Below are 25,305 nucleotides of genomic sequence, written 5' to 3'. Positions count from 1 at the left end.
CAGGCTTTTGTGGACTTGTTTCAATTTTATACATTCCTTTTCCTCCCTTAATTCCATCGTATCGAAATAAACAGAAAATGGGAAGAAAATTTAGAATACCTACAACTTATTTCCACCCTTCCTATATTAACGGAATGAAAACAGGAAAGGTTTCAGGTTTTTATCAATATGTTGTAAAGTGAGTAAGATTCTGCAATCTGTAAGTAATATATTTTACCAAAGGCATTTTTTCATTGGAAGGATAGTTTTTCGTATAAATTGCACCGTTATTATTCCAAAGCTTATTAAAGTAGCTGTCGACATCCTTCATAACCTGGGATTGGTCAGGAGCGCTGATTTTTAAATTTGTCTCCAGGTTTAAATCATCCAGATTTCTCTTTGTAAAATTGGCTGAGCCAGCAATGATCATACTATTTTCTTTGCCGGTTACATACATGATTTTCGAATGGTATTGCTCAAATCCCGTATTGTACCATCTGATTTTTATGTTTTCGTGGCCTAATTTGTCTAATTCAGCTGCGACAGGTATATTCGGAAGCCCAATTTTCTCAGAGCCGAAAGCATTCTGATTTGGATCCAGGATCATTTTTACTTTCGCTCCCCGATCAGCTGCCTTTTTTAGAGAATCAACCACTTTCCGGTCAGCAAGATAGAACATGCCGAGCCAGATGGTTTCACCTTTGCCGGATTTATTAATTTCTTTAATAATGTGTTTATAGATTTTCCCTTCAGTCAGCACCTGGGCCTTTACAGTCCCAGTTTTTTTGCTGTCTTCAGGCTTAAAATCTGTCAGTTTGCCTGATGCTGAATAATCGACCACCGCCTGCTCGGTTTTAACGAGATCAGCCAGGATTGGCCCTTTTACTTCAAACGCGATATTAGAATGATACCCACTGGCATTGTGGGGATTTCCGGATGTTACAATCCCTGTTTTCTCCGTTACAAAAACCTTCCGGTGATTTGCTTTAATATTCATGAGATCGAGATATGACCGAAATGTCACTTCAGGAGCATTTTCTGCGAGCGGATTGGGAAGCCAGCCATTGCCTCCCTGTCCAAACCACTGTATAAATACACGCCAAAATGCCGAATAAATTGGATTAGAATCTCTCAAAGGGACTAATGAAGTATAAACTACATTTATTCCATTCTCCTTCAGCTTCTTGAATTCGGGTACATCATGTGATCCATATGTGCTGTTAATCCGATCTGTGATCACTGTAATATCCATATTGGGGTGGCTCTGTTTTTGTTCGATGAGCTTATCAGTTATTTTACCGCTAATATCCGGATAATCTTTATCCCCATCAGTAAAACCATTGAATAAAAACATATCCATCACGATAAAATCCTCCGCCTCACCAATGGCTTCTAATATCCGCTTAAAGATCTGATGATCGCTTTCTCTTCTGCCGTTACCTTTTTCAAAATTCAAATCGTATAAAAACTTAATATCTTCTACAGTGTAAACTTCGCCTTCGAAAGAAAGGCCTTTTGGCAATGGTTTATTGGACTGATAGATAATAGTTGCTGCCAATACCAGCACAAGGCTCAAAATGGGTATCCCTACCGTTTTTCTATTTAACTTTCCCAGAACCTTTTTCACCAGGACTCCCCCTACCCGCTAGACTGCGATAACTATATATAGACCATTTTTGACTATTGTAAACTCATCTATACGCCTTCACTCAATATAAAAGACGAAGGCCTGCGCCTTCGCCTTTAAAGATATATATTTTAACCTACAAGCTTTACAAGCATATGAGATAGTTTATGCTTTTCTTCTTCAGTTCCTACCTTCCACAATTCCTGCAGAAGCTTTTCTTCCCTGTTTCTTGGATCTTCTTTGGAAGCCAGATAATCGCCTACCTTTTGAGCTGTGTTCGCGAGCTGTTCCTCATCCATGCCCATTTTCTGGCCCAGGGAGACCTTTCCGCTTAAATATTCTTTAAAACCGTCAAAGCTTGAAAGAATTTCATCTTTCTTTTCGCTTCCCATATTACTGAGTTTTTCCTCTACATTGCCTGCTTGTCCATTTACGTTATTCACATTCTGTTCCATGCTTGAATCTCTCCTTTATATAGATTTGATTGCTGTGACAGTCTACTAATACCCGCTGTTAATCATGTCAAACACAAGCCAGAGAGTTTGAAAAACCTCCCTGAAATAAATTGGACAACTTTTTATTTGCACATGGTATGCAGGTTTGCTCACATGGTACAATATACTAACATAGAAAGTATGAAGGAGAGTTTTTATGATTTATGGAATTATCATTATTTTAGCTTACTTACTGGGCTCCATTCCTTCTGGTTTAATAGTAGGAAAACTTTTTTATGGAGTGGATATCCGTGAGCATGGCAGCGGAAATTTAGGCGGAACTAATACTTTCCGGACCCTTGGTGTTAAGGCCGGCATGATTGTGACCATAGCAGATATCTTAAAAGGCACCCTTGCTGCATCCCTGCCCTTTTTCTTTGGATCGGACATGCATCATCTTGCTGCAGGAGTTTTTGCAGTTATTGGGCACATGTATCCGCTGTTTGCCGGCTTTCGCGGTGGTAAAGCAGTCGCTACATCGGGGGGAGTGCTGTTAGCCTATGTTCCCTTAATGTTTCTTATCATATTGGGTGTTTTCTTTCTAAGCCTTTACATAACCAAGTACGTGTCCTTGTCCTCTATTCTGGCAGCACTGGCATCCATCATTTACGCACTAATTATATGGGACATTCCACTAATTATAGTAGTATCTATACTTGGCATCTTTGTTATTTACAGACATAGGGAAAATATTAAACGAATCAGGGACAAAACCGAGCCCAAAATAAAATGGCTTGGCTGAAAACCAGCCAGCCTGCAATGCAGCAGACTAGATCTGCTGTATTTTTTTGTCTAATTTTCTAATTCTTAAATTATTTTCTGATATTTCAGTCTAGTTTATTTGAATAAAGTGTTAAAGGAATATTATACTGATTACAAAGGCCTAGAAACATATACTATAAAGCCTATATAACAATTTTTATACATAAAGAAACATAAATTGATATCTTTCGCCATACATTAGTTTAGGCTAAAATTTCAGCCAAAAACGTTAAAGTTAGGATGAAGAATTAAATGGATAAAACTCAAGGCCAACTGGAAAATGTTTCCTTCCCGTACTTTTTCATTGATCATAACCTAAGAATACTCACTTCATCATTAATAAGTGCTGAAGGAGTGTTTACTGAATTTTTGGCAACAGAAGATATTAGCAGATTCAACAATCTATTAAAGAAAAATGAATCTGGCATTTTTAAACTTAAAATAGGTAATAGCATTCTTCCATATAGAATTCATCTAGAAAAAAGTGATGCTGCGCACTATCATCTTTTTTGTTTTACCCTCTCTTCAGAAGATGAGGAATTAAGAAAGATGGCGGAGCACATGCAAAAAAGGCTGCACCGCGTTAATTACCAATTAAAAGAAAAAAAGAAACACTTAAATAAAGCAGTGAAAGAGAATAAAGAAACTGTTTTGATATCTGACTATTCAGCTGATGCTGGACAGTTAGCGGGGATTGCACATGAGATCCGGAATCCCCTAACAACTGTAAAAGGATTTTTACAGCTTTTGAAGCCTTATTTATTAGAAATCGGAAAAGAACAGTACGCTGAGATTGCAATTGAAGAAATTAATCGGGCAAATGATATAATATATGAATTCTTAAATGCATCAAAACCTCCTCAAAACAAAAGAACGGAAATAGAAGTCAACAGATTAGTTAAGGAAATGAAAATATTCTTTGAAAGCGAGGCGCATATTAGAAATATTAACCTTTCTGTATGCCTTTGCCCTAATAATCCCATTTTCTATGGTGATGTGAAGCAGATAAAGCAGGTCCTCATCAATATTATTAGAAATGCAATGGAAGCATGTGAAAGCATTCCTGCTCCAGAAGGAAAAATAGATCTTAAAGCAAAAGCCCTTAACCAAAAAGTATCCATCACCATCCAAGATAATGGATTGGGAATGTCAGAAAAAACAATAAGCAAATTGTTCGTCCCATTCTATACAACAAAAGAAAAAGGAACCGGCATCGGTCTATCCATATGCCAAAAAATAATTGAAGAGCATGATGGCAAGATAAATGTTTATTCGAAAATGTCACAGGGCACTATTTTCGAAATTGAACTTCCGTTAATTAGTAACTGAATTTATTAAACCGATTTCAAAATAAATCAAATTATGCCATGTAAAATTGAAAAAATGCAGAAATATGATGAAAATTGAAAAATTTCATATTAAAATTAGACTATTAATATATCTTTATACTCTATATTAAGGGGATAATTTTTATGAAGTTCAGTAATGCCTTCTTACTATCCACAGTCATCTGTACAATGTTAATTATTTGTTCGGCTTTATTCATCTATCAATTGCACACAGAGAATAAAGCGGAGGCAGCTGAAGCAAAACCTGCTCAATTTCATATGGAAAACAGAGAAACCACCGCGGTTAATAAAATGCTTATAGAGAAGGCGACATTGGGAGCAATTGGCGACATCCTTATTCATGACAGGGTATATAATGTTGCAAAAACAAAAACAGGCTATGATTTCAAACCAATGTTTGAGCATGCAAAAACGCTATTAAAAACGCCCGACATCCTGCTTGCCAATCAAGAAACTATTTTGGGAGGTCCGGAAATAGGAATTTCCAGTTACCCCATGTTCAACAGCCCTCAGGAAGTGGGAGACGCCCTCATTGAGGCTGGTGTTGACATAGTTTCAACTGCCAATAACCATTCACTCGATAAGGGAGAAAAAGGATTGAAAACATCCCTGGATTATTTGGATCAGATAGGATTGCCGCATGTGGGAACAAACAGAACACCCAGCGAACAGCAAACCTTGAAGGTAATAAACAAAAACGGAATTAAAGTTGCTTATCTTTCTTACACATATGGTACAAACGGAATTCCCGTTCCGGCAGGAAAAGATTATCTCGTTAACCTCATTGATAGAACAGCAATGAAAGAGGAAATTAACCGGGCAAAAGATGAAGCTGACGTAGTTGTTATGAGTATGCATTGGGGAAATGAATACCAGCTTCAGCCCACAGAGGAACAAAAGGAACTGGCAGAGGTCCTCGCAAATGATGGTGTGGATATTATTTTCGGACACCATCCACATGTACTGCAGCCAATGGAATGGATTGACAGGAAAGACGGACGGAAATCTCTTGTTGTATACTCTCTAGGCAATTTTTTATCCGGCCAGATTAATGATTACAAGGACATAGGCGGTATTGCAACTGTGGAGATTACGAAATATATTGATCAAAACGGGGTCGATATTGAACTTTCCAATCCGCGGTTCATCCCAACATACGTAAGTAATAAACAGCCAAAATATCGGGTAGTACCATTGAAGGATGCTGGCGGCTATGGCCTTCCCAATGCAGAGTCGAAATACAGCGAAATTATGGCACATATGCTCGATCATGTTCAATAAAGCGCTTTTTGGCGCTTTTTTTGTGTAAAAAATGGTAAAATATTTTGTAGGCAAAGGAGGTCTGATCATGAAAACCGCTTATGTTAATAAGTCTTTTCCTTATTTGCAATTATGTATATTCACAGCTGCAATATTGCTTTTTCAATACAAACTTTTTGCTTTCGCTTTCATACTTTGTTTTGGGCTTATCATTTTTTTACTATTGACTTCAGAGCAGGAACGTGTTTTTCCCTGGATCATTGCAGGGTATTTAACAGGCAGTCTACTGTTTCTTTACGGCGATAAAATGCTAGATGCACTGTCTTTTCAACACTCCATTTTAATGATTTTCAATCGGATTCTACTGTTGATCCCTATCCTTCTTCTTGTTTATATCTCAAAAAAATTTAACAAAACTGCCATTCCTTTTTGGCGGAAGCCGGATTGGAATTCCCAGATATTTTTTCCATTCATATGGAGCGGCTTCCATTCATTAAAAATAAAACATTTTCTTGTGGTTGCTATCATGATTAATTTTGCTTCATTTGCGTATTCAATTTTTTTAGCTGAAAACTCCTTAACCAGGGACTTTATCATATTCCTGATTGGCTTCTCCATCATTAATGGAATGATGGAAGAGCTCTTATGGAGAGGAATCATCTTATCCAGAATGTCGGAGATTTCAGGAGAAAAGACAGCTGTCCTTTTTTCTGGGCTGGCGTTCGGTTTTTCCCATATAATGCTAGGCTACTCTTTTATCTCATGTCTGCTGTTTGCTTTTGGCGGAGTTTTTTATGCCGCCATTACAGTAAAATCCCGAAGCATTTTTCCGGCTGTCATATGGCATATTGCCATGAATGTATTTATGATTCTAAGCGGATTCATCCCTTTTCCAGGTTAAAAGCAGGACTTCTGACAGCAGCAAGTCCTTTTTATGTATAGGATTAAAGTAGCTTAATAAGCATAGCTGGATACACATCCTACTTTGCCAAATTATTAATGTCCTCCTCCAAATACCAGCTCCTGAAGAAAAACCATGCCAACAGATAGCAGAACCAAAACTGCCATCAGGGGGACGAAAAGATTTTTGCTTTTATGAAAGATAAATGTAAGGGCAAAATACAATAGAGCTGATACAGTTAAAAAAATCCCTGATTCAGTTAATTTTTTAGTACCATCCGTTTGAATGAACACCTGGAGGGCTATGCCTGTAAACAGAGCGGCACCTAAGATATTAAAAAAACGAAATGAATTCATCTAATCACCCCATCAATTCATTTTATGAAAACATTATATTCGCGCATAAAGAAAAACTAGCCTATAATATGACTATCACCCAGGAGGAGGAATTTCAAATGAACATACATATTGAAGATCAGGCTGCCCAATGGTATCAGGAGGAAATGCTCTTGAATAAGGGTGACTTCGTCCGCTTTTTTGCAAGATATGGCGGGTGCAGTACTGTCCAGCAGGGATTTTCATTAGGAGTCTCTAATGAACACCCACATAACGCAGGAGTCCAGACTGAAAAAAACGGAATTACTTATTTTATTGAAGAAAAGGACTTATGGTACTTTGATAATCATGATTTATTGGTGACATTTAATGAGAAAGCACAGGAACCTGAATTCAAATATAACAATGGGTAAAAGAAGCAGATCCGGCCTGCTTCTTTTTCATTTCAGCCTTTCCAGCTGCTCCCAAAGCTTTTCCTTTTCAAGGATTTCTTTCTGCCTGGCACCAATCAAATCATAGTGCGAGTACCCATCATTCCGATAATCAATCCACTCAGGCTTTAGGCCATGTGTTTCTCCCCATTCTATCAATTTCTTCAGATCCGAACATCCGACCTTTGTGACCGTTTTACAGCCTGGGAAACGATCATCTATCCAATAATGGGTTAAAAAAGCAATTTCTCCATGATCAATTTTCATCTTCCATTCCTGAAGATCTTTTCTGCGAAGACCGAATGCCATATATTTTCTCCATCCTTTAAGCAGCAGGCAAAATTATTTGACAGCACTCTCAGGCTGCTTTTTAGCTTCTTCATATGCTTCATGCCAATCAGGATATTTCTTTTTAATTGATATCGGCCGGAAATTATCCTTTTTGACGCAAACATGCTTGGACAAGCCTGTTACTGCAAGGTCTCCTTCATCATTGTATATTTCATATCCATAGCTGACGCGGAACCCGTCATACTCTTCAATCCACGTTTTTATCGTCGCGGTTTTACCGTAGCGCAATGGTTTCTTGTAGGAAGCCAGGATATCCAGAACAGGCGAAATGATGCCATCCTTCTCCATTTCAGCATAACTGAATCCAAGGTCTTTTATGATCTGTGTCCGGCCAAGCTCCATCCAAACCAGATAATTGGCGTGATACACGACTCCCATTTGATCTGTTTCTGCATACCTTACTTCTATTTCTTTTGTTGAAATGAGCATACCTATTCCCCTTTGCTTATCTTATTTAAAGCGATTTCGAAATCTTCTTTTTCCAAAATGCTAACCTGCTCAATATCCTCATCAATTGCTGATACAATTCTCATTGCCTGTGCCTGAATCGCCTCATCCGCAAGGTTGGCGGCAAAACGTCCGTTCCCATTTATTTCGATCTTTGATAAAGTGCGGTTAAGGTAGTCCCTCGCTTCTTCCGTAGGCGTATATTCATATTGTCCAGCATACGAAATGATTATTTCCAAGAGCTCTGCCGTTGAATAATCCTTAAAATGAAAGAACTTTTTAAATCGGGACTTTAACCCGGGATTGCTTGACAATAGCTTCTCCATTTCATTTGGATAGCCTGCTAAAACAACGACAAGATTTTCGTTATGTTTTGTCATTTCATCCACTAATGTATCGATGACTTCTTTTCCGAAATCTCCTGATGTCTGGGAAAGAAGTGAATAGGCCTCATCGATGAATAGGACGCCACCTAATGCCTCTCTTATCTTTTTCTTTGTTTTGATGGCGGTTTGGCCTACATAGCCAGCTACAAAATCCGCACGGCTCGCAACCATCAAATGTCCTCGTTTAAGAAATCCGCATTCCTCCAGCAATTCTGCATAAATCTTGGCTACAGTCGTTTTCCCTGTCCCCGGATTACCGGTAAATACTGAATGCAGCTGGATAGGGACTACAGGTAGCCCTCTTTCACGGCGCAGCTGCTGCATCTTAACAAATGACACTAAGTTTTGAACTTCTGTTTTGACTGTTTCAAGTCCGATTAACTGGGCAAGCTGCTCTTGAGGATTCATTACCTTTTCTTCTTCTTCACTTTCAAAATCTTCTTTTTCCAGGAGTGTATATGACATGATGTTTTCGTTCATTTTAGCTTGGGAGCCTTTTCTAAAAATGGCATCAAGAACAATGTTTCTGACGGTCCTGGCATTTCCGAACGTATCATCAACCCGCTCTTTTTCAATTCGTTTGCCCAGTTCCTGCTTTGCTCCTTCCGTAAGGACATAATCATTATCCGCAGACAGCTTTTCAGCAATCTGGAGAAGCTCCACATTAGAATAATCAGGCAGTGCAATAAAATTTGACTCTGGAAAACGGCTCCGAAGGCCAGGATTGCTGTCCAGAAATTGTCTCATCTCTTCTGGATAACCGGCCATGATAACCGCAAACTTCCCCCCATATTCAGTCCCGGTCATCAGCGATACAAGAGTATCAATGGCTGTTTGTCCATAATCGCTGCCTGTCTGTCCCTCACGCTTTAAGCTGTACGCCTCATCAATGAACAGCACCCCACCGATTGCCTTTTCAACTGCCGCCCTGACATTTTCCTCTGTTTGCCCGACAAATCCGCCAACCAGCTGTGACCGATCTGCTTCAATCACTTCTTCCCGCGGCAATACACCCAGGCTATGATAAATCTTTGCTAAAAGCCGGGCAATAGTTGTTTTGCCTGTACCTGGATTGCCAGTTAGTATCATATTGAGGCTAAGTTCATCTTTCGTTTGAAAACCAAGTGACTTACGTTCGTTTTGATATTTTAAAAAACGGTAAAAGTCATGAACTCTGCTTTTGACCGAGTGCAGGCCAACCATTTCATTAAGTTCATCCAAGGGATCTTTTGATAAATCAGATTCTTCTTCCTCCGCATCAAATATCTCTTTCCATTCACCTTTAAGTCTGTTAATGGCATTCAAGTGCTTTTTCATATCGGTGTAGTAGGTTGAAGTATGAAAAACACCGGATATAGATTGCTCATATTCTTCAGATGCTTTTAAAAGAAAAGCTGTTTCTTCAATAGCTTTTTCAAGTATTTCAGTCAGCTTCCGGTATTCCACATCCTCATAGGCATGCTGCTTTTTCTGCAGATCTTCTAACTCATCATCTGATTTGTTGATAAAGCTTCTGCAAATTTCTATAAATTGCTCAGCTGTCTTCTTTTTTGCTGCCCTGTTATCGGTCTCCCGAATCGGCGGGAAAGTCAGGGTTTCAAGAAGATTGCTTTTATTTTTCCATTCCGATTTTCCCAATTGGGCAGCCGCCATACTATTGCCATTGTCCAGTTCAACAGCTTTTTGCAGCCATGCACTGGCAAGAGTATCATCTGTATACCTGCTTAACCGTGAAATAGCGGCAATGGTCAGTAATTCCGAAAGCAGTCCGGGATCTGCCTTTTCATTGATGTTTTTAATAACATTAAGCAATTCTGCTTCATTTTGTATGTATCCGTATTGATCAAGCTCATTTTTCCAATGATATGCCTGACCCTCTGCCGGTTTTGCCTGTCTTTTCTGCTGTGTCATCGATTATCACTTCTTCTTCTTAGTTTCCACAACTTATCTTACCATATTTCTGTAATTATCTATAAGGATGAGCTTCTTATCATGACCTTCCAGCAGAAAAAGACCTAATCACACTGGATCAGGTCTTTATAGGATGCTAATACTTATTGTTCAACGTTATTGCCGTTCTGCTGTGCCTGATATTCGTCCTTTATTTCTGAACGGAATGAAGCAAGGCTTTCCCTGCGGCGTTCATTTTTTGCTTCAATCCTTTCAAGATCTTCTGCATTTGCATACTTCATTGATTCTTCAGCTTCGTCCATATTCTCGATAGTATGAACGATCATGGATTGAAGCTTTTCAACGTTATCGCTGCGGTCATCTGGATTTGGTCTGTTATGTGCCATGGTTTGTTCCTCCCTTTATTAGGTGATGGTACAAAATTAGTTTGTGAAAGAACAAGAAAAATATTGGCGGTAATGTGTGGGCAGCTTGCCTGTGGTATGCCTGACTTTTGAAACAAAAAACCTGCCGAAAATGAAACGGCAGGTTAATTACAATTATTCGCCTTTAGTTTGAATTACTTGTGCATGCTGTCCGGATTTGTCCTGCATTTTTTTGCCTTTGTTGCCGCCAAATCCGCGTGATTGTGTACCAATATGGTTCGGAGCAAAATGATTAGGGTGTCTTTTTTGATTACTCATTGATATCCCTCCTCATTTTAAGTATGGTCAAATGCAGAGAGTTTCATGAATGGCAAGTAATTCTATTCGGCCTTATTAAGACGTTTAAGCTCGAGGCGTTCTTCGATTTTTTCCATTGCATCTTGGTCTTTAAGAAGCTGGCGTTTATTTTCTGAAACTAATTCAGCAAAGGAGCGTTTTCTAGGCTTTCTCATAAATCTTTCACCTTCCTTTAATACCATTGTAACAGTCATTATCTCCAGAAACTCTTTAAATTATTACAACTTTTCGAAAATTTAATCCGCATATATCCACAATACGTGAAAAAAGTACATAAGGTTCGCTTTTATTGGTAAAATATTCATAAAAATCACTCTTCTAATTTCATTTCCTTTTTTATAGCGGTGTAAACCTATACATAAAAAACATCTGCTCTTTGCAGATGTTTTTACATTTCATCTATATACTGATTCATAATCTCCAGGGACATTGCACTTAAGTATTTATTCCGGATAATTCCTTCTTCATCAATAAAAAAAGTGGTAGGAATCGTCATTATCTGATAGGCATTAGATACTTTTTCATCTACATCAAGCAGTATGGGAAAATTCACGTGCATTTCTTCCGCAAAACCGGCAACATCAGATTGTGGATCAATGTTCACTGCTAAGATAGCAACTTGATTTCCCTTTTGAGTATAGAATTTTTGGATGTCAGGCATTTCAGCTTTACATGGAGGACACCATGTTGCCCAAAAGTTAAGCATAACTTTCTTTCCTTTATAATCTGAGAGCTTTACTGTTTCCCCCTGAAGGTTTTTCAATTCAAAATCTGGGGCTTTCAAGCCAATTCCTAAACCAGTCTGATTAACGGGATGACTCTCGACTTCATCTTTTTCAACTGCCTGCACTACAAATATTGCAGTAGTAATTATTAATAACACAGCTGCTGCAAATAATTTTTTGAACATGCTGTTTTCCCTCCCGGCTATTAAAACCTTTTTGCTTCCTTGATTGTATTTTAACCTAGAAAAGCAAAATTAATAAGGTTCTGAACAGCCAATAAGACAGCATAAATGTGACAGATCCGTAAACAATTCCATACATCCATTTTTTGAACGGATATTTGTATTTCTTAATTTCCATTACTATATAGATAAGTGCCAATAAAGTCCCTAAAATGGCTCCTTTCCTTCCACCTGAGAAATATAAAATCCCTATAGGGCTGCTTAGAATATTTTCGGTTTGAAAGAGAATTGAACTAAACTTATAAGTGAAAAAGCCAAAGAGCATTGAATTGAGCATGACATTCAGAAAGATTTTTTTATATTCCTTTTGGTCTCTTAATACATTTGCAATAGTAAAATAAGCAACGATACCTGATAGCAGGACTAAAACCCATTCATACTTTACTATTAAAGGTCCAATCAAAAAAGCATCCAATGTCAGCCCCCCAAAGTTAATATACATTTAAGATACCTAAGCCCGTATATTTTGTAAATAAAAAACCGCTATGTGAACGAGCACATAGCGGTTTTTTAAATTAATTTGCCAATTTATCACGAAGAACCATTTGCAGGATTCCGCCGTGACGGTAGTAATCAATTTCAACTTCAGAGTCGAAACGAACAAGAGCTTCAAAAGTAGTCTGATTGCCGTTTTCATCTGTAGCTGTAACCTTAACAAATTCACGCGGTCTAACATTTTCGTCGATTTGAACATCGATCGTTTCTTTACCTGACAAGCCAAGAGTTTCTGCACTTTCGCCTGCCTTGAACTGAAGCGGCAGAACACCCATTAGAACAAGGTTGGAGCGGTGGATACGCTCATAGCTTTCAGCAATAACTGTTTTAATTCCAAGCAAGTTCGTACCTTTTGCAGCCCAGTCACGGGAAGATCCCATTCCATAGTCTTTGCCGGCAAGAACTACTAAGCCAGTTCCATCTTCCTTGTATTTCATGCATGCATCATAGATGGAAGTTACTTCGCCAGTTGGCCAGTATGTTGTGAAGCCGCCTTCTGTACCTGGTGCGATCTGGTTGCGGATACGGATGTTTGCAAATGTACCGCGCATCATAACTTCATGGTTACCGCGGCGGGATCCATAAGAGTTAAAGTCGCGTGGTTCAACACCGTTCTCGCGAAGGTATTTTCCTGCTGGTGTATCCTTGCCGATCGCACCTGCCGGAGAAATATGGTCAGTTGTGACAGAATCACCGAACTTGCCAACAACACGCAATCCTGATAAAGGTTTAACTTCATCAGCATTAGGAGTTAAGCCTTCAAAGAACGGAGGATTCTGGATATATGTTGAATTATCATCAAATGAATATAACGGCTCATTGCTTGTCTGGATTTGGTTCCAGCGGGCATTGTCATCAAATACATGCGCATATTCTTTACGGAACAATTCAGGTGTAACAGTCTGTTTAACCACTTCATTAACTTCAGCAGTAGATGGCCAAATGTCGTTAAAGAAGACATCGTTGCCATTCTTGTCTTTTCCGATTGGCTCGTTTTGAAGATCGATATCGACTGTTCCAGCTAGTGCATAAGCGACTACTAATGGCGGAGAAGCCAGGTAGTTAGCTTTTACAAGCGGATGGATACGCCCTTCAAAGTTACGGTTACCGGAAAGAACAGATGTTACAAGAAGATCGCTTTCAGCTACAGCCTTTTCGATTTCTTCTCTTAATGGGCCTGAGTTACCGATACATGTTGTACAGCCATACCCTACAAGGTTGAATCCAAGCTGTTCCATGTATGGAAGAAGTCCTGAATCACGCAGGTATCCAGTAACAACCTTAGATCCAGGAGCCAAGGAAGTTTTTACGAACTTAGGAACTTCCATTCCAAGTTCAACTGCCTTTTTCGCCACTAAACCTGCACCAACTAAAACATAAGGGTTTGAAGTATTTGTACAGCTAGTGATTGCAGCAATGGCAACAGCACCCGTTTTCATCTTGGTTGAATCGCCATTTGCAAACTCAACAGTGATTTCTTTGTCGATTTCTTTCTTATCCAAACCGAATCCCTGGTTGCCTTGAGGAGCTGTGATAGCCTCATTGAATTCCTTTTTCATAGCTGAAAGCGGAATTAAGTCCTGTGGACGCTTAGGACCTGAAAGGTTCGCTTCGATTTCGGCAAGATTGATTTCAACTACATTCGTATATACTGGCTCTAGAGATGGATCAAAGAACATTCCATTTTCTTTGCAGTATTTTTCCACAATTTTGATTTGCTCTTCTGGACGTCCAGTCAGGCGCATGTAATCCAGAGCTTCCGCATCAACAGGGAAGAATCCGCAAGTAGCTCCGTATTCTGGTGCCATGTTAGCAATTGTAGCACGGTCAGCCAATGGAAGCTGTGTAACACCAGGACCGAAGAATTCTACAAACTTGCCAACCACTCCCTGGCTGCGCAGTACCTGGGTTACCTTTAATGCAAGGTCAGTAGCAGTTGTTCCGTTAGGAAGCTCGCCAGTAAGCTTAACCCCTACAACTTCAGGAACAGGGAAATATGAAGGCTGTCCCAGCATACCTGCTTCAGCTTCAATACCTCCTACACCCCATCCAAGAACGCCGATACCGTTGATCATGGTTGTATGGGAGTCAGTACCTACAAGAGTGTCAGGGAAAGTTTCAAAATCACCTTCCGTTGTTTCAAGAGCATGAACAACATTCGCAAGGAACTCAAGGTTTACCTGGTGAACAATACCTGTTGCAGGCGGAACTGCACGATAGTTGTCAAATGCTTTTTGTGCCCAGCTCAAGAACTGGTAGCGCTCAGCATTGCGCTCGAATTCAAGCTCCATGTTGGCTTCAAGAGAATCAGGTGTACCATACTTATCTACCTGTACAGAGTGGTCGATAACTAGATCAACCGGCTTCTCAGGATTGATTTTGTCAGGGTCCCCACCCATGTCAGCCATTGCCTTACGCAATGAAGCCAGGTCAACTACTGCCGGAACTCCAGTGAAGTCCTGCAGAATTACACGTGATGGTTTGAAAGGAACATCTACTTCTTTTACTTCAGAAGTTCCCCATTTTGCAAGGTTTTCAACATGCTCTTTTGTAATTACACGGCCGTCATATTGACGAAGTACTGATTCCAATAATACCTTAATAGAATAAGGCAATTTGGAAACATTACCTACTCCAGCTTCTTCCAGAGCGCCTAAATGATAGTAATGATAGCGCTTCCCGTCCAGATCAAAGGATTTGCGGGAATTGAACACATCATTCTTTGCCAAATGTATTACCCCCTCTTTCAATAAACATCATATACCAAGTGTTAGGTAATTGTCGAAAAGTTTGAATTTTCATCCATCCTTACTTTTCTCACAATTCCTATATTAATACAACCTGTTATATAAGTAAATAACAAGAAAGTTATTGTTTTTGATAAGTTTTTCTTATCACAAATTCTTATTTACTACAATTAGCCTTTTAAACGCCCTAATTGATAGCGTTTTTCAATTAGAGGATAAAACCCGTTCTAGCTTGGTTATTATACTGATAAAACGAAAAAGAGAAATCTCTTGTCTAAAAAACAACATAAATTGACATCATTCACGGAAAAATAATAATACGGAGGTGATTCGCTATGGCTAAAAGAAAGGCTAATCATATTATAGAGGGTATGAATGATGCAAAAGGGCAGGGCATGGGCACCGGATACAATGAGGAATTTGCCAATGAACCCCTAACAGAAGCGCAAAAGCAAAATAATAAAAAGAGGAAGAAGAATCAGTAAATAAGGAAAGCGGAAACGCCTTGCCCAACTCAGGACACCTCGAGAAGGCAGGCTCTTTGCGAGACCAAAATGTTGTATCTGATTTTAAATTAAATTACCCGGCTGGTCGCAGCCGGGTTTTTAGGAAAAAATTTTATTCCCTTCAATTCATAACATTCTAGTATTGGTTCACATCATCAACCATGGATCGCAAGTCCTGCTGGAATCTCTCCAATTGTGCCCGCTGATGATCGGATGCAACCTCAAGTGCATTTTCAATTTGAGCGTACGCTTCATTTACCTCCTGCTTAAGATGTTTAAGCTGATGGCCGTAACTGGCAGAATCTTTTACAATTTCAGCATAAAGCTCCTGTGCATCTTCCATTCCCTGCTGCGCTGCCTGAAATGCCTGCTGTTTATCTTTATGATATGGCATGCTTTTTCACTCCTAATAAAATTTGTACCATTAAATTGCGCAATAGAACCATAAAATATTCCGCCAAATCACTCAGGTGGAAATCTTGAATTTCAGCCACAATTTGCAAGGCAATTTTCCATGGAAAAGAGCCACACTAACACATGAGAGGAAGATGAGTTTCACCTTCTATCTTGGTTACCCAGAGCCTTAAGACGGCAGCACAGTATGGACGCTGCCTGGAGCGGAAGTCAGCATCCTATATTATGAGGAGGGCATCAAAAAATGAATAAAAACAACAGCAAAGACATGCGAAAAAATGCACCCAAAGGGCATAATAACGATGGACAGCCTGAACCTTTAAGCGGCTCAAAAAAAGTGAAAAACCGGAACCATACCAGACAAAAACATAATTCCCACCATGATATGTAAAGTTTAATCAAAAAGCAGCTGCCTTAAAATCAGGCAGCTGCAAGAATTAAATAGCAGTTAATGCTTTTATAATGATGTCCTCTTCATTTACAGTTACTGCCCGCAGGTCAATCAGTACTTCTTCTTTATGTATCCTCACTATTATGGAAGGAGTACAATTAATTCTTAACTGTCGGCCAATATGTTCCGGTGAGTAACGCCAGTGCTTTAAAACGGCAACCCAGGAAGGCAGTTCAACATCAGGCATTGTTCCTCCCCCAACTTGCCCTGTGCTTTTTCTCATAGAGCATTCATAATCATTCGCAGCTGCTTGTAATCTGTGAAGAAATTGTGCAGTTCTCGTTTCGAGTTCCTCACTTGTCGTCATTACATCATGGACTACCGGAATATTTTTCAGCCCCTCTTCCCCTTTTAAGTAATCAATAAGCGTGCCTTCGAGCGCTGCAATTGTCATTTTATCAACTCGAAGTACCCGGGCAAGCTGGTGTTTCTTCAGTTTTTCGATTAAGTCCTTTCTCCCGGCAATAATGCCTGCCTGCGGGCCGCCTAAAAGCTTGTCCCCGCTAAAAGAAACGATATCTGCCCCCATTTTTATCACATCACTTACGGTTGGCTCATTACCGATTCCTTTGCTTTTAAATTCAAATAGTGCACCGCTGCCCAAATCTTCATAGAATATGATATTTTTTTCTTTAGATAGCTGGGCTAGTTCGTCAGTTCCAACTTCTTTGGTAAAACCTATTATTTTAAAATTGCTCGTATGTACCTTCATAATCATGGCTGTATCTTCATTGATCACTTGTTTATAATCTTCTAAGTGGGTTTTATTCGTTGTTCCCACTTCAACAAGCTTTGCACCGCTCTCTTCCATTATGCTTGATACCCTGAAGGAGCCTCCGATTTCAACAAGCTGACCGCGGGAAACTATTACTTCTTTTTCTTCCGCAAGAGCTTTTAGGATGATATAAACGGCAGCAGCATTATTGTTAACTGCCATCGCTGCTTCTGCTCCTGTCAGCTCTTTGACCAGGCTTTCCAGGTGACTATGCCTGGATCCCCGGGCTCCTTCGCCCAGGTTATATTCCAAATTGGAATAGTTCATGGCAATTTCAAGCATATGTTCAGCTGCTGATTTGCTTAAACGCGCTCGGCCAAGATTAGTGTGAAGAATAGTGCCAGTGGCATTGATAACCCTTTTAAGAGTGTATCCATACCGAACATTGATTACCTCTTCTGCTTTTTTAAATATATCTTCCGTAAATTTTTCCGTACCAGGCTCCTCGCCCGTCCAATTCCCGTCAAGAATGTTATTCCTGATTTCAGAAATTACCTCTTTTAAAATATTTGTTGTATGTATAAAGTCAAGTCCATACTGTTTCATTAAATGGGTAAAACGCCGGTCTTTTTGCAGTTCATGAACCGGTAAAATATTTCTGACTGTACTTTTCATTAAGATCCCTCCAGCACTTGCCTGATTATTATATCATTTTTCACTATTTTGCATGAAATGAATACTATAGATTGAAACAAGGGGGTTTTGAAATTGAACAAAAAGGAAGATTTCCATCCATTTAATTTGGATGAATTGGAAAAATGGATGGAGGATTATTATCTGGACCCGCTGTCATCGTATTTGGATCAAATTACTTTTCGCATCGACTTATATGATACGGAAGCGGAAATTATTGTTGAGGCGCTCTTAACAGGATGCGTTTCAAAAGATGTAACCGTTTCCTTAAAGGAAAACACGGTGATCATTAAAGCGGTTAAAATAGATGAAACTGACCCGATTCGCTGCGGCCAGCCATGTATGCGGAAAGTTAAGCTGCCTTTTTCAGTTATTAAAAACAGGGTAAGTGCAAATTTTTCCAATGAGATATTAGAGATTTTTATAAATAAAAAGGAAGCTGGGCCAGGATGCGATAGAGATATCAGCATCAATTGAAAACTGAGATAGAGGTAGCCTTTCTGCCCTTTGTTTACATATAGTGAAACTTCAATCAGTGGGGTTTTATCCCCCACTGATTGTTAGTTGAACCAATCGGGCCTTTACGGGCAGTTTGACCCCCACTTATTCTCCATTGATTCCTCTGAGTCTTGAAGTGGGAGTCTTACTGCCCGTTAGACTGCGATAAAATGTTATGGATCAGTAAAAAACCTCCTCCCTGGGGAGAAGGTTTGGCAGGTTATCCCTGCATCTTATCAATAATTTCTTTGGTTTTAGGAAAAATGCCAGTATCGAGCTTAGAATAAAGCTTTTCTCCATTTACTGTCACTTCAAAAGCTCCGCCTTTACTTGGAACCAGTTCCATTTTTGAAATATCAGAGCGAAAATGTGTAAAAAGTTCTTCCGCGAAACTCGCGGCTTTTGGTGCGTAGTTTCACATCATGCAAAATTCAACAGTTACTTCATATGCCATATTTAAACCCCCGTGTGTAATTTGCTAAAATGTAAATATAATGACATTTTAGTATAACTATTTCATTACTGCAAATTGATTTGTTTTTCCTTCTTAATCGCTAAAAAAGAAAAAATTTATGGAGTGATCTTATGGATGCAGAGAAATACTTAAAACGCATTGCAGTATCGGCTGAACGTAATCTTGATCTTGAATATCTGAAAGAACTTCAGAGCAGCCATATGCACAAAATTCCTTTTGAAAACTTGGATGTAACAAGAAAAATTCCTATTATGCTTGACACAGATGCGTTTTTTGAAAAAATTCTTGAAAGAAGCCGGGGAGGCTTTTGTTATGAATTAAACGGTCTATTTCAACATCTGCTGTCAGAACTGGGATTTCAATCCCACTTGATTTCCTGCACCGTCAAAAAGCCGGATGGATGGGTCAGAGAAGATTCCCATGCAGCCATACTGGTTTTATTAAACCAAATTCCTTATTTGGTGGACGTAGGATTTGGTGATTCCGTCAGGCAGCCTTTACCTTTAACGGGTGAGGAAAAAACAGATGTAAGCGGAACTTACCGGATAAGAGAGTCCGGTGAAGGAATTTATGATCTTCAAAGACTTGAGGATGGTAAATGGAGAATTCTTTACCGTTTTTCTGATAAGCCAAGGCAGCTGAATGACTTTCATGATGCATGTTTTTTCAATCAGACTTCTCCTGAATCCCATTTTACACATGGCGACCTGGCCACTATTGCGACAAAGAATGGCCGTGTTACACTCTCAGGATTGACTGTCACTAAGTCTGAAGCGGGCACAAAAGAAAAATATGAACTAACCGAGGAGGAAAAAAGGGAATTCCTCCGCAAGCAATTCAATATAAAACTATAAAAGGGACAGCCATACGGCGTCCCTTTTGCTTTATCATAATTTTGTTCTTAGTTTATCAAGCATATCAGCAGTCATCTTGGCTAAATCGAAGTCTGCTTTAAATCCCCACTCTTCTTTTGCTGCACTTGCATCAATCGAATTTGGCCAGCTGTCGGCAATCGCCTGGCGCACAGGATCAACTTCATAGGAAATTTCAAACCCAGGAATATGCTTTCTGATCTCTGCAGCAATCTGTTCAGGTTCAAAACTCATTGCAGTTACATTGAAGGAGTTGCGGTGACTGAGTTTATCTGCATCGGCTTCCATTAAATCAACGATAGCATTTAATGCATCCGGCATATACATCATATCCATATATGTGCCCTGGTCGATATAAGAAGTATAGCGGCCATTTTTAATCGCTTCATAGTAGATCTCAACAGCGTAATCAGTCGTTCCGCCCCCTGGAGGAGTAACATAAGAGATTAAACCAGGGAATCGCAGGCCTCTAGTATCAACACCAAACTTGTAATAGTAGTAATCAGACAGTAATTCGCCCGCAACCTTGTTCACGCCATACATAGTAGTTGGGCGGTGAATAGTATCCTGCGGTGTGTTGTCTTTTGGCGTAGAAGGACCAAAAGCGCCAATGGAGCTCGGCGTAAAGAATTGTGCGCTGCACTCTCTAGCCGTTTCAAGTGCATTCATAAGACCCCCCATATTTAAATTCCATGCAAATACTGGGTTGGCTTCAGCTGTTGCTGATAACAGGGCTGCCATATGGATAACTGTATCCACATTATATTTTTTAGCCGTATCCAGCATTGATTTTGCATCAGTAACATCAACCATTTCAAACGGTCCTGATTGGGCAGCTTCAGACTCATTTTTTCTGATGTCTGTTGCAATAACATTGTCTGTTCCATAGATTTCTCTTAATTTCAAGGTTAGTTCAGAGCCAATCTGACCTAAAGCTCCAGTAATCATAATTCGTTTCATTTTATTCCTCCAACATTTCCTCTTTGCCTTATAGATTTTGCTTTATAGTCAAACTTAAATAATTCCCATTTCTTTGCCGACTTTTTCATAAATTGCAATAGCCTGATCCAGCATTTCTTTCGTATGTGCTGCAGAAGGCATATTTCTGACACGTCCCGTTCCCCTTGGGACAGTCGGGAAGACGATTGATTTCGCATAAACGCCTTCTTCATTGAGTTTTTTGCTGAATTCCTGTGTTTTTACTTCATCTCCAACAATACAAGGAGTGATTGGTGTTTCACTGTCGCCAATATCAAATCCTAATTTTTCCAGACCATCCTTAAGGTAATTGGCATTTTCCCATAACTTTTCATTCAGCTCTGTGCTTTCCATAAGCAGCTCAATGGCTTTCGTGCTTGCTGCTACATCAGCAGGTGTTAAAGATGTTGAGAATAGGAATGGTCTGCTGCGGACTTTCAGCCAATCAATCAAATCCTTTTTGCCGGCCACATATCCACCAACAACACCTATTGCCTTAGAAAGTGTTCCGATCTGGAAATCGATTTTATCGGAAAGGCCGAAGTGCTTTACAGTCCCTGCTCCTTCTCCAAGTACTCCTGAACCGTGCGCATCATCCACATAAGTGATCAGATCAAATTCTTCGGCGATCTCCACGATCTCAGGAAGCTTTGCGATGTCCCCATCCATTGAGAAAACGCCGTCAGTAATGATCATGATTTTGTTGTACTGTCCAGATTCTTTTGCTTCCTTCGCTTTTGCCCGTAAATCTTCCATATCAGAATGATTTACTCGAATAATCTTAGCTTTCGATAGACGGCATCCATCAATAATGGACGCATGGTTTAATTCATCAGACAGAATAGCATCATTTTTATCCATAACAGCTGAAATAGCCGCCATGTTACAATTAAAACCAGATTGGTATGCGATGGCTGCTTCTGTTTGTTTGAACTCAGCAAGCTTTTCTTCAAGTTTTGTGTGAAGTTCAAGCGTTCCATTTATAGTACGGACAGCACCTGCTCCAACCCCATATTTCTCAATTGCTTCGATGGCAGATTTTTTAAGTCTTTCATCAGTTGCCAAACCTAAATAGTTATTGGATGAAAGATTGATTAGTTCTCTTCCATTGATTTTGATTATAGGGCCATTTGGGCTTTCAAGAGGGTCGATTACGTTGTAAAGTCCTCTATCCTTTAAATCCTCCAGGTTTTCCTGTAAAAAAGAATCTAAAATTTTGCTGGTCATCTCAGTATCCCCCAGTTCATTTTTATTGAATGTCGCCAACTCATACACAACTGTATTTTCAGCACGGACATTATTTCGTTAAGCAAATAAAGCTATGTAAAGGTTTTTCAATTTATACTTTAACACATTTTTTCAATTTGTACACTTATGAAGGACAGATTTTCTTTGAGTTTCATTAAGAATGCCTGATATGTAGTTTGCCCTTTTAATTTGAAAAAATTTACCCGGCACATTTTTGCTGTATTGAATAAATATGCGCAAAATTGATCTGTTTACTCTATGAATACACAGGGAACCAATCAAACATAGAACAATAGGTCAGGCATTTAGCCTTTGGAGGCATTAATAATGAAACATCCGTTAAATGTAACTTCGGAAATTGGAGAATTAAAGACGGTCCTTCTGCATAGGCCGGGTAAGGAAATTGAAAATCTCACACCTCAATATTTGAAAAGACTTTTATTCGATGACATCCCCTTTTTGCCTGCCATTCAAAAAGAACATGATTATTTCGCCAATATACTAAGCAATCGGGGAATTGAGGTCTTATATCTCGATAAATTGATGACAGAAGCCATACAGCTAGACGAGACAAGAATGTCTTTTATTGAAAAGGTCTTATGGGAAAGTCAATCGAATATAAATGGTTCCTACGAAACTGTAAAAGATTATCTCTTATCTCTTCCGCCTGATGAGCTGGTAAAGAAAGTGATGTCAGGTGTCGTAAAATCGGATATTGATCAGGATAAGAAAATTCATCTTCATGAACTGATGCCTGATCATTATCCTTTTTATCTGGACCCAATGCCCAACCTTTATTTTACCCGGGATCCTGCTGCGGTAATAGGTGAAGGCATTACCATTAATCGAATGCATGAACCCGCAAGGAGACGGGAGTCCATTTTTATGGACTACATCATGAATCATCATCCCCGTTTTAATAAACATGAAATTCCTGCTTACTTTAAACGTGATGATCTTTACTCACTAGAAGGTGGAGATGAACTGATATTGAGCGATGAAGTAGTCGCCATTGGCGTCAGCGCAAGAACTTCTGCACAAGGGATAGAAAAACTTGCAAGGGAACTATTCACCCGCCAGAAATCCATTAAAAAAGTTGTGGCAGTTGAAATCCCCAAAATCCGTGCATTCATGCACCTGGATACTGTATTTACAATGATTGACCACGATAAATTCACCTACCATCCTGCTATTGAAGATAGAGATGGCAGTATGAAGATTTACATACTGGAACAGGAGGAGAATTCAGATCTTCTTAAAATTACAGAGAAAAACTCTTTGAAGGTAACATTAAAAGAAGTTCTTCATCTTGATGAAATAGTGTTAATCCCTTGTGGAGGAGGCTGCCCGATTGCATCGGCACGCGAACAATGGAATGATGGATCCAATACACTCGCCATCGCTCCCGGTGTAGTTGTAACTTATGACCGGAATTATGTCTCAAACGACATCCTCCGTCAAAATGGGGTTGAGGTCATTGAAATTCTCAGCTCAGAACTCTCAAGAGGACGGGGTGGCCCAAGATGCATGAGCATGCCGATAATAAGAGAAAATATTAGCTAGTAAATCGGGCGGTTCCTTATACCGCCCGATTCAGACTGTCGACAAACTCGATGAAAATCGTGCTTGTCTGCAGTCTTTTTTATTTTAAAATAGAAGTAATACAATGCTTGAGGTGATTTAAATGCTTTCAAAACATAATCCAATTCAACGGGATCAAATTGAAATGGTTGCTTTAGACGAACTTGTACCGGCGGACCATTTGGTCCGCAAAATTGAAGCGGCGATTAATTTCTCATTCATCTATGACTTGGTAAAAGATAAGTATTCAGAAAAAGGCCGCCCAAGTATTGACCCTGTAATATTAATTAAACTCACATTTATTCAATATACCTTCGGTATTCGCTCCATGCGTCAAACAATTGAAGAATTGAAAACGAATATGGCTTATCGATGGTTTTTAGGATATGGCTTTCACGATAAAGTTCCTCACTTCTCAACTTTCGGTAAAAATTATGAGCGCCGATTTAAAGACACCGATCTCTTTGAACAAATATTTTACCGAATCTTAAAAACCGCAGCTGAAAAGAATTTAATTAGTGCTGAACACGTTTTTGTAGATTCTACTCATGTAAAAGCGAGTGCAAATAAACGCAAATTTGAAAAGAAAGTTGTTCGAAAAGAAACCCGTGCTTATCAAGAACGCCTTCAAGAGGAGATTAACCAAGACCGCGAGGATCATGGAAAAAAGCCGTTTCCACCAGATAAGTTTGATAAAGAAGAATACAAAGAAATCAAGGAAAGTACAACAGATCCAGAGAGTGGCTACTATGTAAAAGATGAGCGTACAAAACAGTTCGCTTATTCTTTCCATGCGGCCGCAGACCGCAACGGCTTCGTGTTAGGCGCAATTGTAACCCCTGGTAACACGCATGATAGTCATATTTTAGAGCCATTGGTAGAACAAGTCATTGAGAAAGTTAGTAAACCAAAAGCTGTTGCGGCAGACGCAGCCTATAAAACACCTGCTATCACGAGCTACTTATTGAAAAACGACATCACACCTGCTTTACCTTACACACGACCTCGCACAAAAGAGGGTTTCTTCAGAAAACATGAGTATGTTTATGATGAGCATTTTGACTGTTACATTTGCCCAACTGGTGAGATATTAAAATATACTACAACTACAAAGGAAGGGTATCGTCAATATAAATCAGATCCTCGAATTTGTGCTGGATGCCCTTTCTTGTCTCAATGCACACAGAGTCAAGCACATCAAAAACTGATTCAACGTCATGTGTGGGAGGAACATGTGGAAGAAGCAGATCATCTTCGCCACCATCAAGACGTCAAACCGATCTATGAAAAACGCAAAGAAACAATTGAACGAGTATTCGCAGATGCAAAAGAAAAGCATGGCATGCGTTGGACAACCCTCAGGGGACTTAAAAAAATGTCGATGCAGGCGATGCTTACTTTCGCTGCCATGAATTTGAAGAAAATGGCCAACTGGACTTGGCAAGGTCCAGAAATGGCCTAAATGATAACCTCGGAGAGGTCTGCAATTCTCTGTAATTACTTGAAGTCCTACAAAAAATGACAAAAAGAGTTCGGAATGAGACTATTCCGAACTCTTTTTGTCTACAAACTGAATCGGGCGGTTCCTTATACCGCCCGATTTTTTCATATGGATCCTCTAAATTTACATGAACATCCCCCTTCTGCTCCCATCCTTCCGAAAAAACCAGTTCTTTTAAGAAAAAACGCAAATATAAATATACTAATGCC

28 protein-coding genes are annotated in these 25,305 nt (G+C 39.5%); 11 read left to right on the top strand and 17 right to left on the bottom strand.

Annotated features, from left to right (window positions below; translation table 11 throughout):
* Positions 1–163: 163 nt before the first annotated feature.
* Both A361_RS12320 and A361_RS12315 read right to left on the bottom strand, forming a co-directional pair.
* Positions 164–1,606, bottom strand: a complete 1,443-nt coding sequence (locus A361_RS12320; protein WP_019379993.1) for a phospholipase D family protein — start codon at positions 1,604–1,606, stop codon at positions 164–166.
* A 131-nt stretch (positions 1,607–1,737) separates the two neighbouring features.
* On the bottom strand, positions 1,738–2,061 hold the full coding sequence (locus A361_RS12315) for a DUF3243 domain-containing protein (protein WP_019379994.1): 324 nt from the start codon (positions 2,059–2,061) through the stop codon (positions 1,738–1,740).
* A gap of 196 nt (positions 2,062–2,257) precedes the next feature.
* On the opposite strand from A361_RS12315, the gene plsY reads away from it, so the two are divergent.
* The 4 genes from plsY (at position 2,258) to A361_RS12295 (ending at position 6,372) form a co-directional block, all read left to right on the top strand.
* Positions 2,258–2,842: a glycerol-3-phosphate 1-O-acyltransferase PlsY gene (gene plsY / locus A361_RS12310; RefSeq protein WP_009334708.1), complete on the top strand. Its 585-nt coding sequence runs from the start codon at positions 2,258–2,260 to the stop codon at positions 2,840–2,842.
* 272 nt (positions 2,843–3,114) lie between these two features.
* Positions 3,115–4,191, top strand: a complete 1,077-nt coding sequence (locus A361_RS12305; protein ID WP_019379995.1) for a sensor histidine kinase — start codon at positions 3,115–3,117, stop codon at positions 4,189–4,191.
* 143 nt (positions 4,192–4,334) lie between these two features.
* On the top strand, positions 4,335–5,492 hold the full coding sequence (locus A361_RS12300) for a CapA family protein (RefSeq protein ID WP_019379996.1): 1,158 nt from the start codon (positions 4,335–4,337) through the stop codon (positions 5,490–5,492).
* 67 nt (positions 5,493–5,559) lie between these two features.
* Positions 5,560–6,372 carry a CPBP family intramembrane glutamic endopeptidase gene (locus A361_RS12295; RefSeq protein ID WP_019379997.1) on the top strand — a complete coding sequence of 271 codons (813 nt, stop codon included), beginning with the start codon at positions 5,560–5,562 and terminating at the stop codon, positions 6,370–6,372.
* A gap of 95 nt (positions 6,373–6,467) precedes the next feature.
* Here the strand turns inward: A361_RS12295 and A361_RS12290 are convergent, their stop codons facing one another.
* Positions 6,468–6,728, bottom strand: a complete 261-nt coding sequence (locus A361_RS12290) for a hypothetical protein (RefSeq protein ID WP_019379998.1) — start codon at positions 6,726–6,728, stop codon at positions 6,468–6,470.
* A gap of 98 nt (positions 6,729–6,826) precedes the next feature.
* Here A361_RS12290 and A361_RS12285 point away from each other — a divergent pair, with 98 nt between their 5' ends.
* The gene (locus A361_RS12285; protein WP_009334713.1) at positions 6,827–7,120 is read left to right on the top strand and encodes a HesB/YadR/YfhF family protein; all 294 of its coding nucleotides are present in this window, start codon (positions 6,827–6,829) and stop codon (positions 7,118–7,120) included.
* A gap of 27 nt (positions 7,121–7,147) precedes the next feature.
* Here the strand turns inward: A361_RS12285 and A361_RS12280 are convergent, their stop codons facing one another.
* The 9 genes from A361_RS12280 to acnA form a co-directional block, all read right to left on the bottom strand.
* Positions 7,148–7,447 carry a hypothetical protein gene (locus tag A361_RS12280; protein ID WP_019379999.1) on the bottom strand — a complete coding sequence of 100 codons (300 nt, stop codon included), beginning with the start codon at positions 7,445–7,447 and terminating at the stop codon, positions 7,148–7,150.
* A 33-nt stretch (positions 7,448–7,480) separates the two neighbouring features.
* Positions 7,481–7,918 carry an acyl-CoA thioesterase gene (locus A361_RS12275; protein ID WP_019380000.1) on the bottom strand — a complete coding sequence of 146 codons (438 nt, stop codon included), beginning with the start codon at positions 7,916–7,918 and terminating at the stop codon, positions 7,481–7,483.
* A 2-nt stretch (positions 7,919–7,920) separates the two neighbouring features.
* Positions 7,921–10,233, bottom strand: a complete 2,313-nt coding sequence (locus tag A361_RS12270) for an AAA family ATPase (RefSeq protein WP_009334716.1) — start codon at positions 10,231–10,233, stop codon at positions 7,921–7,923.
* Between the two features lie 143 nt (positions 10,234–10,376).
* A complete protein-coding gene (gene tlp, locus A361_RS12265) occupies positions 10,377–10,619 on the bottom strand; it encodes a small acid-soluble spore protein Tlp (protein ID WP_019380001.1) in 243 nt (80 codons plus the stop codon).
* A 153-nt stretch (positions 10,620–10,772) separates the two neighbouring features.
* Positions 10,773–10,916: an acid-soluble spore protein N gene (locus tag A361_RS12260; protein WP_009334718.1), complete on the bottom strand. Its 144-nt coding sequence runs from the start codon at positions 10,914–10,916 to the stop codon at positions 10,773–10,775.
* A gap of 62 nt (positions 10,917–10,978) precedes the next feature.
* Complete coding sequence (locus tag A361_RS12255; RefSeq protein WP_026041570.1) at positions 10,979–11,110, bottom strand: FbpB family small basic protein; 132 nt, start codon at positions 11,108–11,110, stop codon at positions 10,979–10,981.
* 233 nt (positions 11,111–11,343) lie between these two features.
* On the bottom strand, positions 11,344–11,865 hold the full coding sequence (locus tag A361_RS12250) for a peroxiredoxin family protein (RefSeq protein WP_009334720.1): 522 nt from the start codon (positions 11,863–11,865) through the stop codon (positions 11,344–11,346).
* Between the two features lie 55 nt (positions 11,866–11,920).
* Complete coding sequence (locus tag A361_RS12245) at positions 11,921–12,337, bottom strand: hypothetical protein (protein WP_019380002.1); 417 nt, start codon at positions 12,335–12,337, stop codon at positions 11,921–11,923.
* A gap of 100 nt (positions 12,338–12,437) precedes the next feature.
* The gene (gene acnA, locus A361_RS12240) at positions 12,438–15,146 is read right to left on the bottom strand and encodes an aconitate hydratase AcnA (protein WP_019380003.1); all 2,709 of its coding nucleotides are present in this window, start codon (positions 15,144–15,146) and stop codon (positions 12,438–12,440) included.
* Between the two features lie 353 nt (positions 15,147–15,499).
* On the opposite strand from acnA, the gene sspO reads away from it, so the two are divergent.
* Positions 15,500–15,649: a small acid-soluble spore protein O gene (gene sspO, locus A361_RS12235; protein ID WP_009334723.1), complete on the top strand. Its 150-nt coding sequence runs from the start codon at positions 15,500–15,502 to the stop codon at positions 15,647–15,649.
* Positions 15,650–15,806: 157 nt separating this feature from the next.
* Here the strand turns inward: sspO and A361_RS12230 are convergent, their stop codons facing one another.
* Positions 15,807–16,064, bottom strand: a complete 258-nt coding sequence (locus A361_RS12230; RefSeq protein ID WP_009334724.1) for a hypothetical protein — start codon at positions 16,062–16,064, stop codon at positions 15,807–15,809.
* 264 nt (positions 16,065–16,328) lie between these two features.
* Between A361_RS12230 and A361_RS12225 the strand changes: the two genes are divergently transcribed.
* On the top strand, positions 16,329–16,475 hold the full coding sequence (locus tag A361_RS12225; protein WP_019380004.1) for a small acid-soluble spore protein P: 147 nt from the start codon (positions 16,329–16,331) through the stop codon (positions 16,473–16,475).
* Between the two features lie 46 nt (positions 16,476–16,521).
* Here A361_RS12225 and selA read toward each other — a convergent pair whose 3' ends face one another.
* The gene (selA, locus tag A361_RS12220; RefSeq protein WP_019380005.1) at positions 16,522–17,925 is read right to left on the bottom strand and encodes an L-seryl-tRNA(Sec) selenium transferase; all 1,404 of its coding nucleotides are present in this window, start codon (positions 17,923–17,925) and stop codon (positions 16,522–16,524) included.
* A 93-nt stretch (positions 17,926–18,018) separates the two neighbouring features.
* Between selA and A361_RS12215 the strand changes: the two genes are divergently transcribed.
* Entirely contained in the window at positions 18,019–18,420 is a 402-nt protein-coding gene (locus tag A361_RS12215; protein WP_009334727.1) for an Hsp20/alpha crystallin family protein, read from the top strand.
* A gap of 241 nt (positions 18,421–18,661) precedes the next feature.
* On the opposite strand, the gene A361_RS29380 is transcribed toward A361_RS12215, so the two are convergent.
* On the bottom strand, positions 18,662–18,895 hold the full coding sequence (locus A361_RS29380) for an Rdx family protein (protein WP_341002335.1): 234 nt from the start codon (positions 18,893–18,895) through the stop codon (positions 18,662–18,664).
* Between the two features lie 131 nt (positions 18,896–19,026).
* Here A361_RS29380 and A361_RS12210 point away from each other — a divergent pair, with 131 nt between their 5' ends.
* Positions 19,027–19,770, top strand: a complete 744-nt coding sequence (locus tag A361_RS12210) for an arylamine N-acetyltransferase family protein (protein ID WP_019380006.1) — start codon at positions 19,027–19,029, stop codon at positions 19,768–19,770.
* A gap of 33 nt (positions 19,771–19,803) precedes the next feature.
* Here A361_RS12210 and A361_RS12205 read toward each other — a convergent pair whose 3' ends face one another.
* Both A361_RS12205 and A361_RS12200 read right to left on the bottom strand, forming a co-directional pair.
* On the bottom strand, positions 19,804–20,748 hold the full coding sequence (locus A361_RS12205; RefSeq protein WP_009334730.1) for an L-threonine 3-dehydrogenase: 945 nt from the start codon (positions 20,746–20,748) through the stop codon (positions 19,804–19,806).
* Between the two features lie 54 nt (positions 20,749–20,802).
* Entirely contained in the window at positions 20,803–21,993 is a 1,191-nt protein-coding gene (locus A361_RS12200; RefSeq protein ID WP_019380007.1) for a glycine C-acetyltransferase, read from the bottom strand.
* Positions 21,994–22,341: 348 nt separating this feature from the next.
* Between A361_RS12200 and arcA the strand changes: the two genes are divergently transcribed.
* Positions 22,342–23,577 (top strand): arginine deiminase, encoded by a 1,236-nt coding sequence (gene arcA / locus A361_RS12195; RefSeq protein WP_019380008.1) that lies wholly within the window; start codon positions 22,342–22,344, stop codon positions 23,575–23,577.
* 121 nt (positions 23,578–23,698) lie between these two features.
* Entirely contained in the window at positions 23,699–25,057 is a 1,359-nt protein-coding gene (locus tag A361_RS12190; protein WP_009336809.1) for an IS1182 family transposase, read from the top strand.
* Positions 25,058–25,305 lie beyond the last annotated feature (248 nt).

This window comes from Cytobacillus oceanisediminis 2691 (assembly GCF_000294775.2).
Classification (GTDB): Bacteria; Bacillota; Bacilli; order Bacillales; family Cytobacillaceae; genus Cytobacillus; species Cytobacillus pseudoceanisediminis.
Note: the sequence above shows the minus strand (reverse complement) of the source record. Positions and strands in the feature narration are given on the sequence as shown.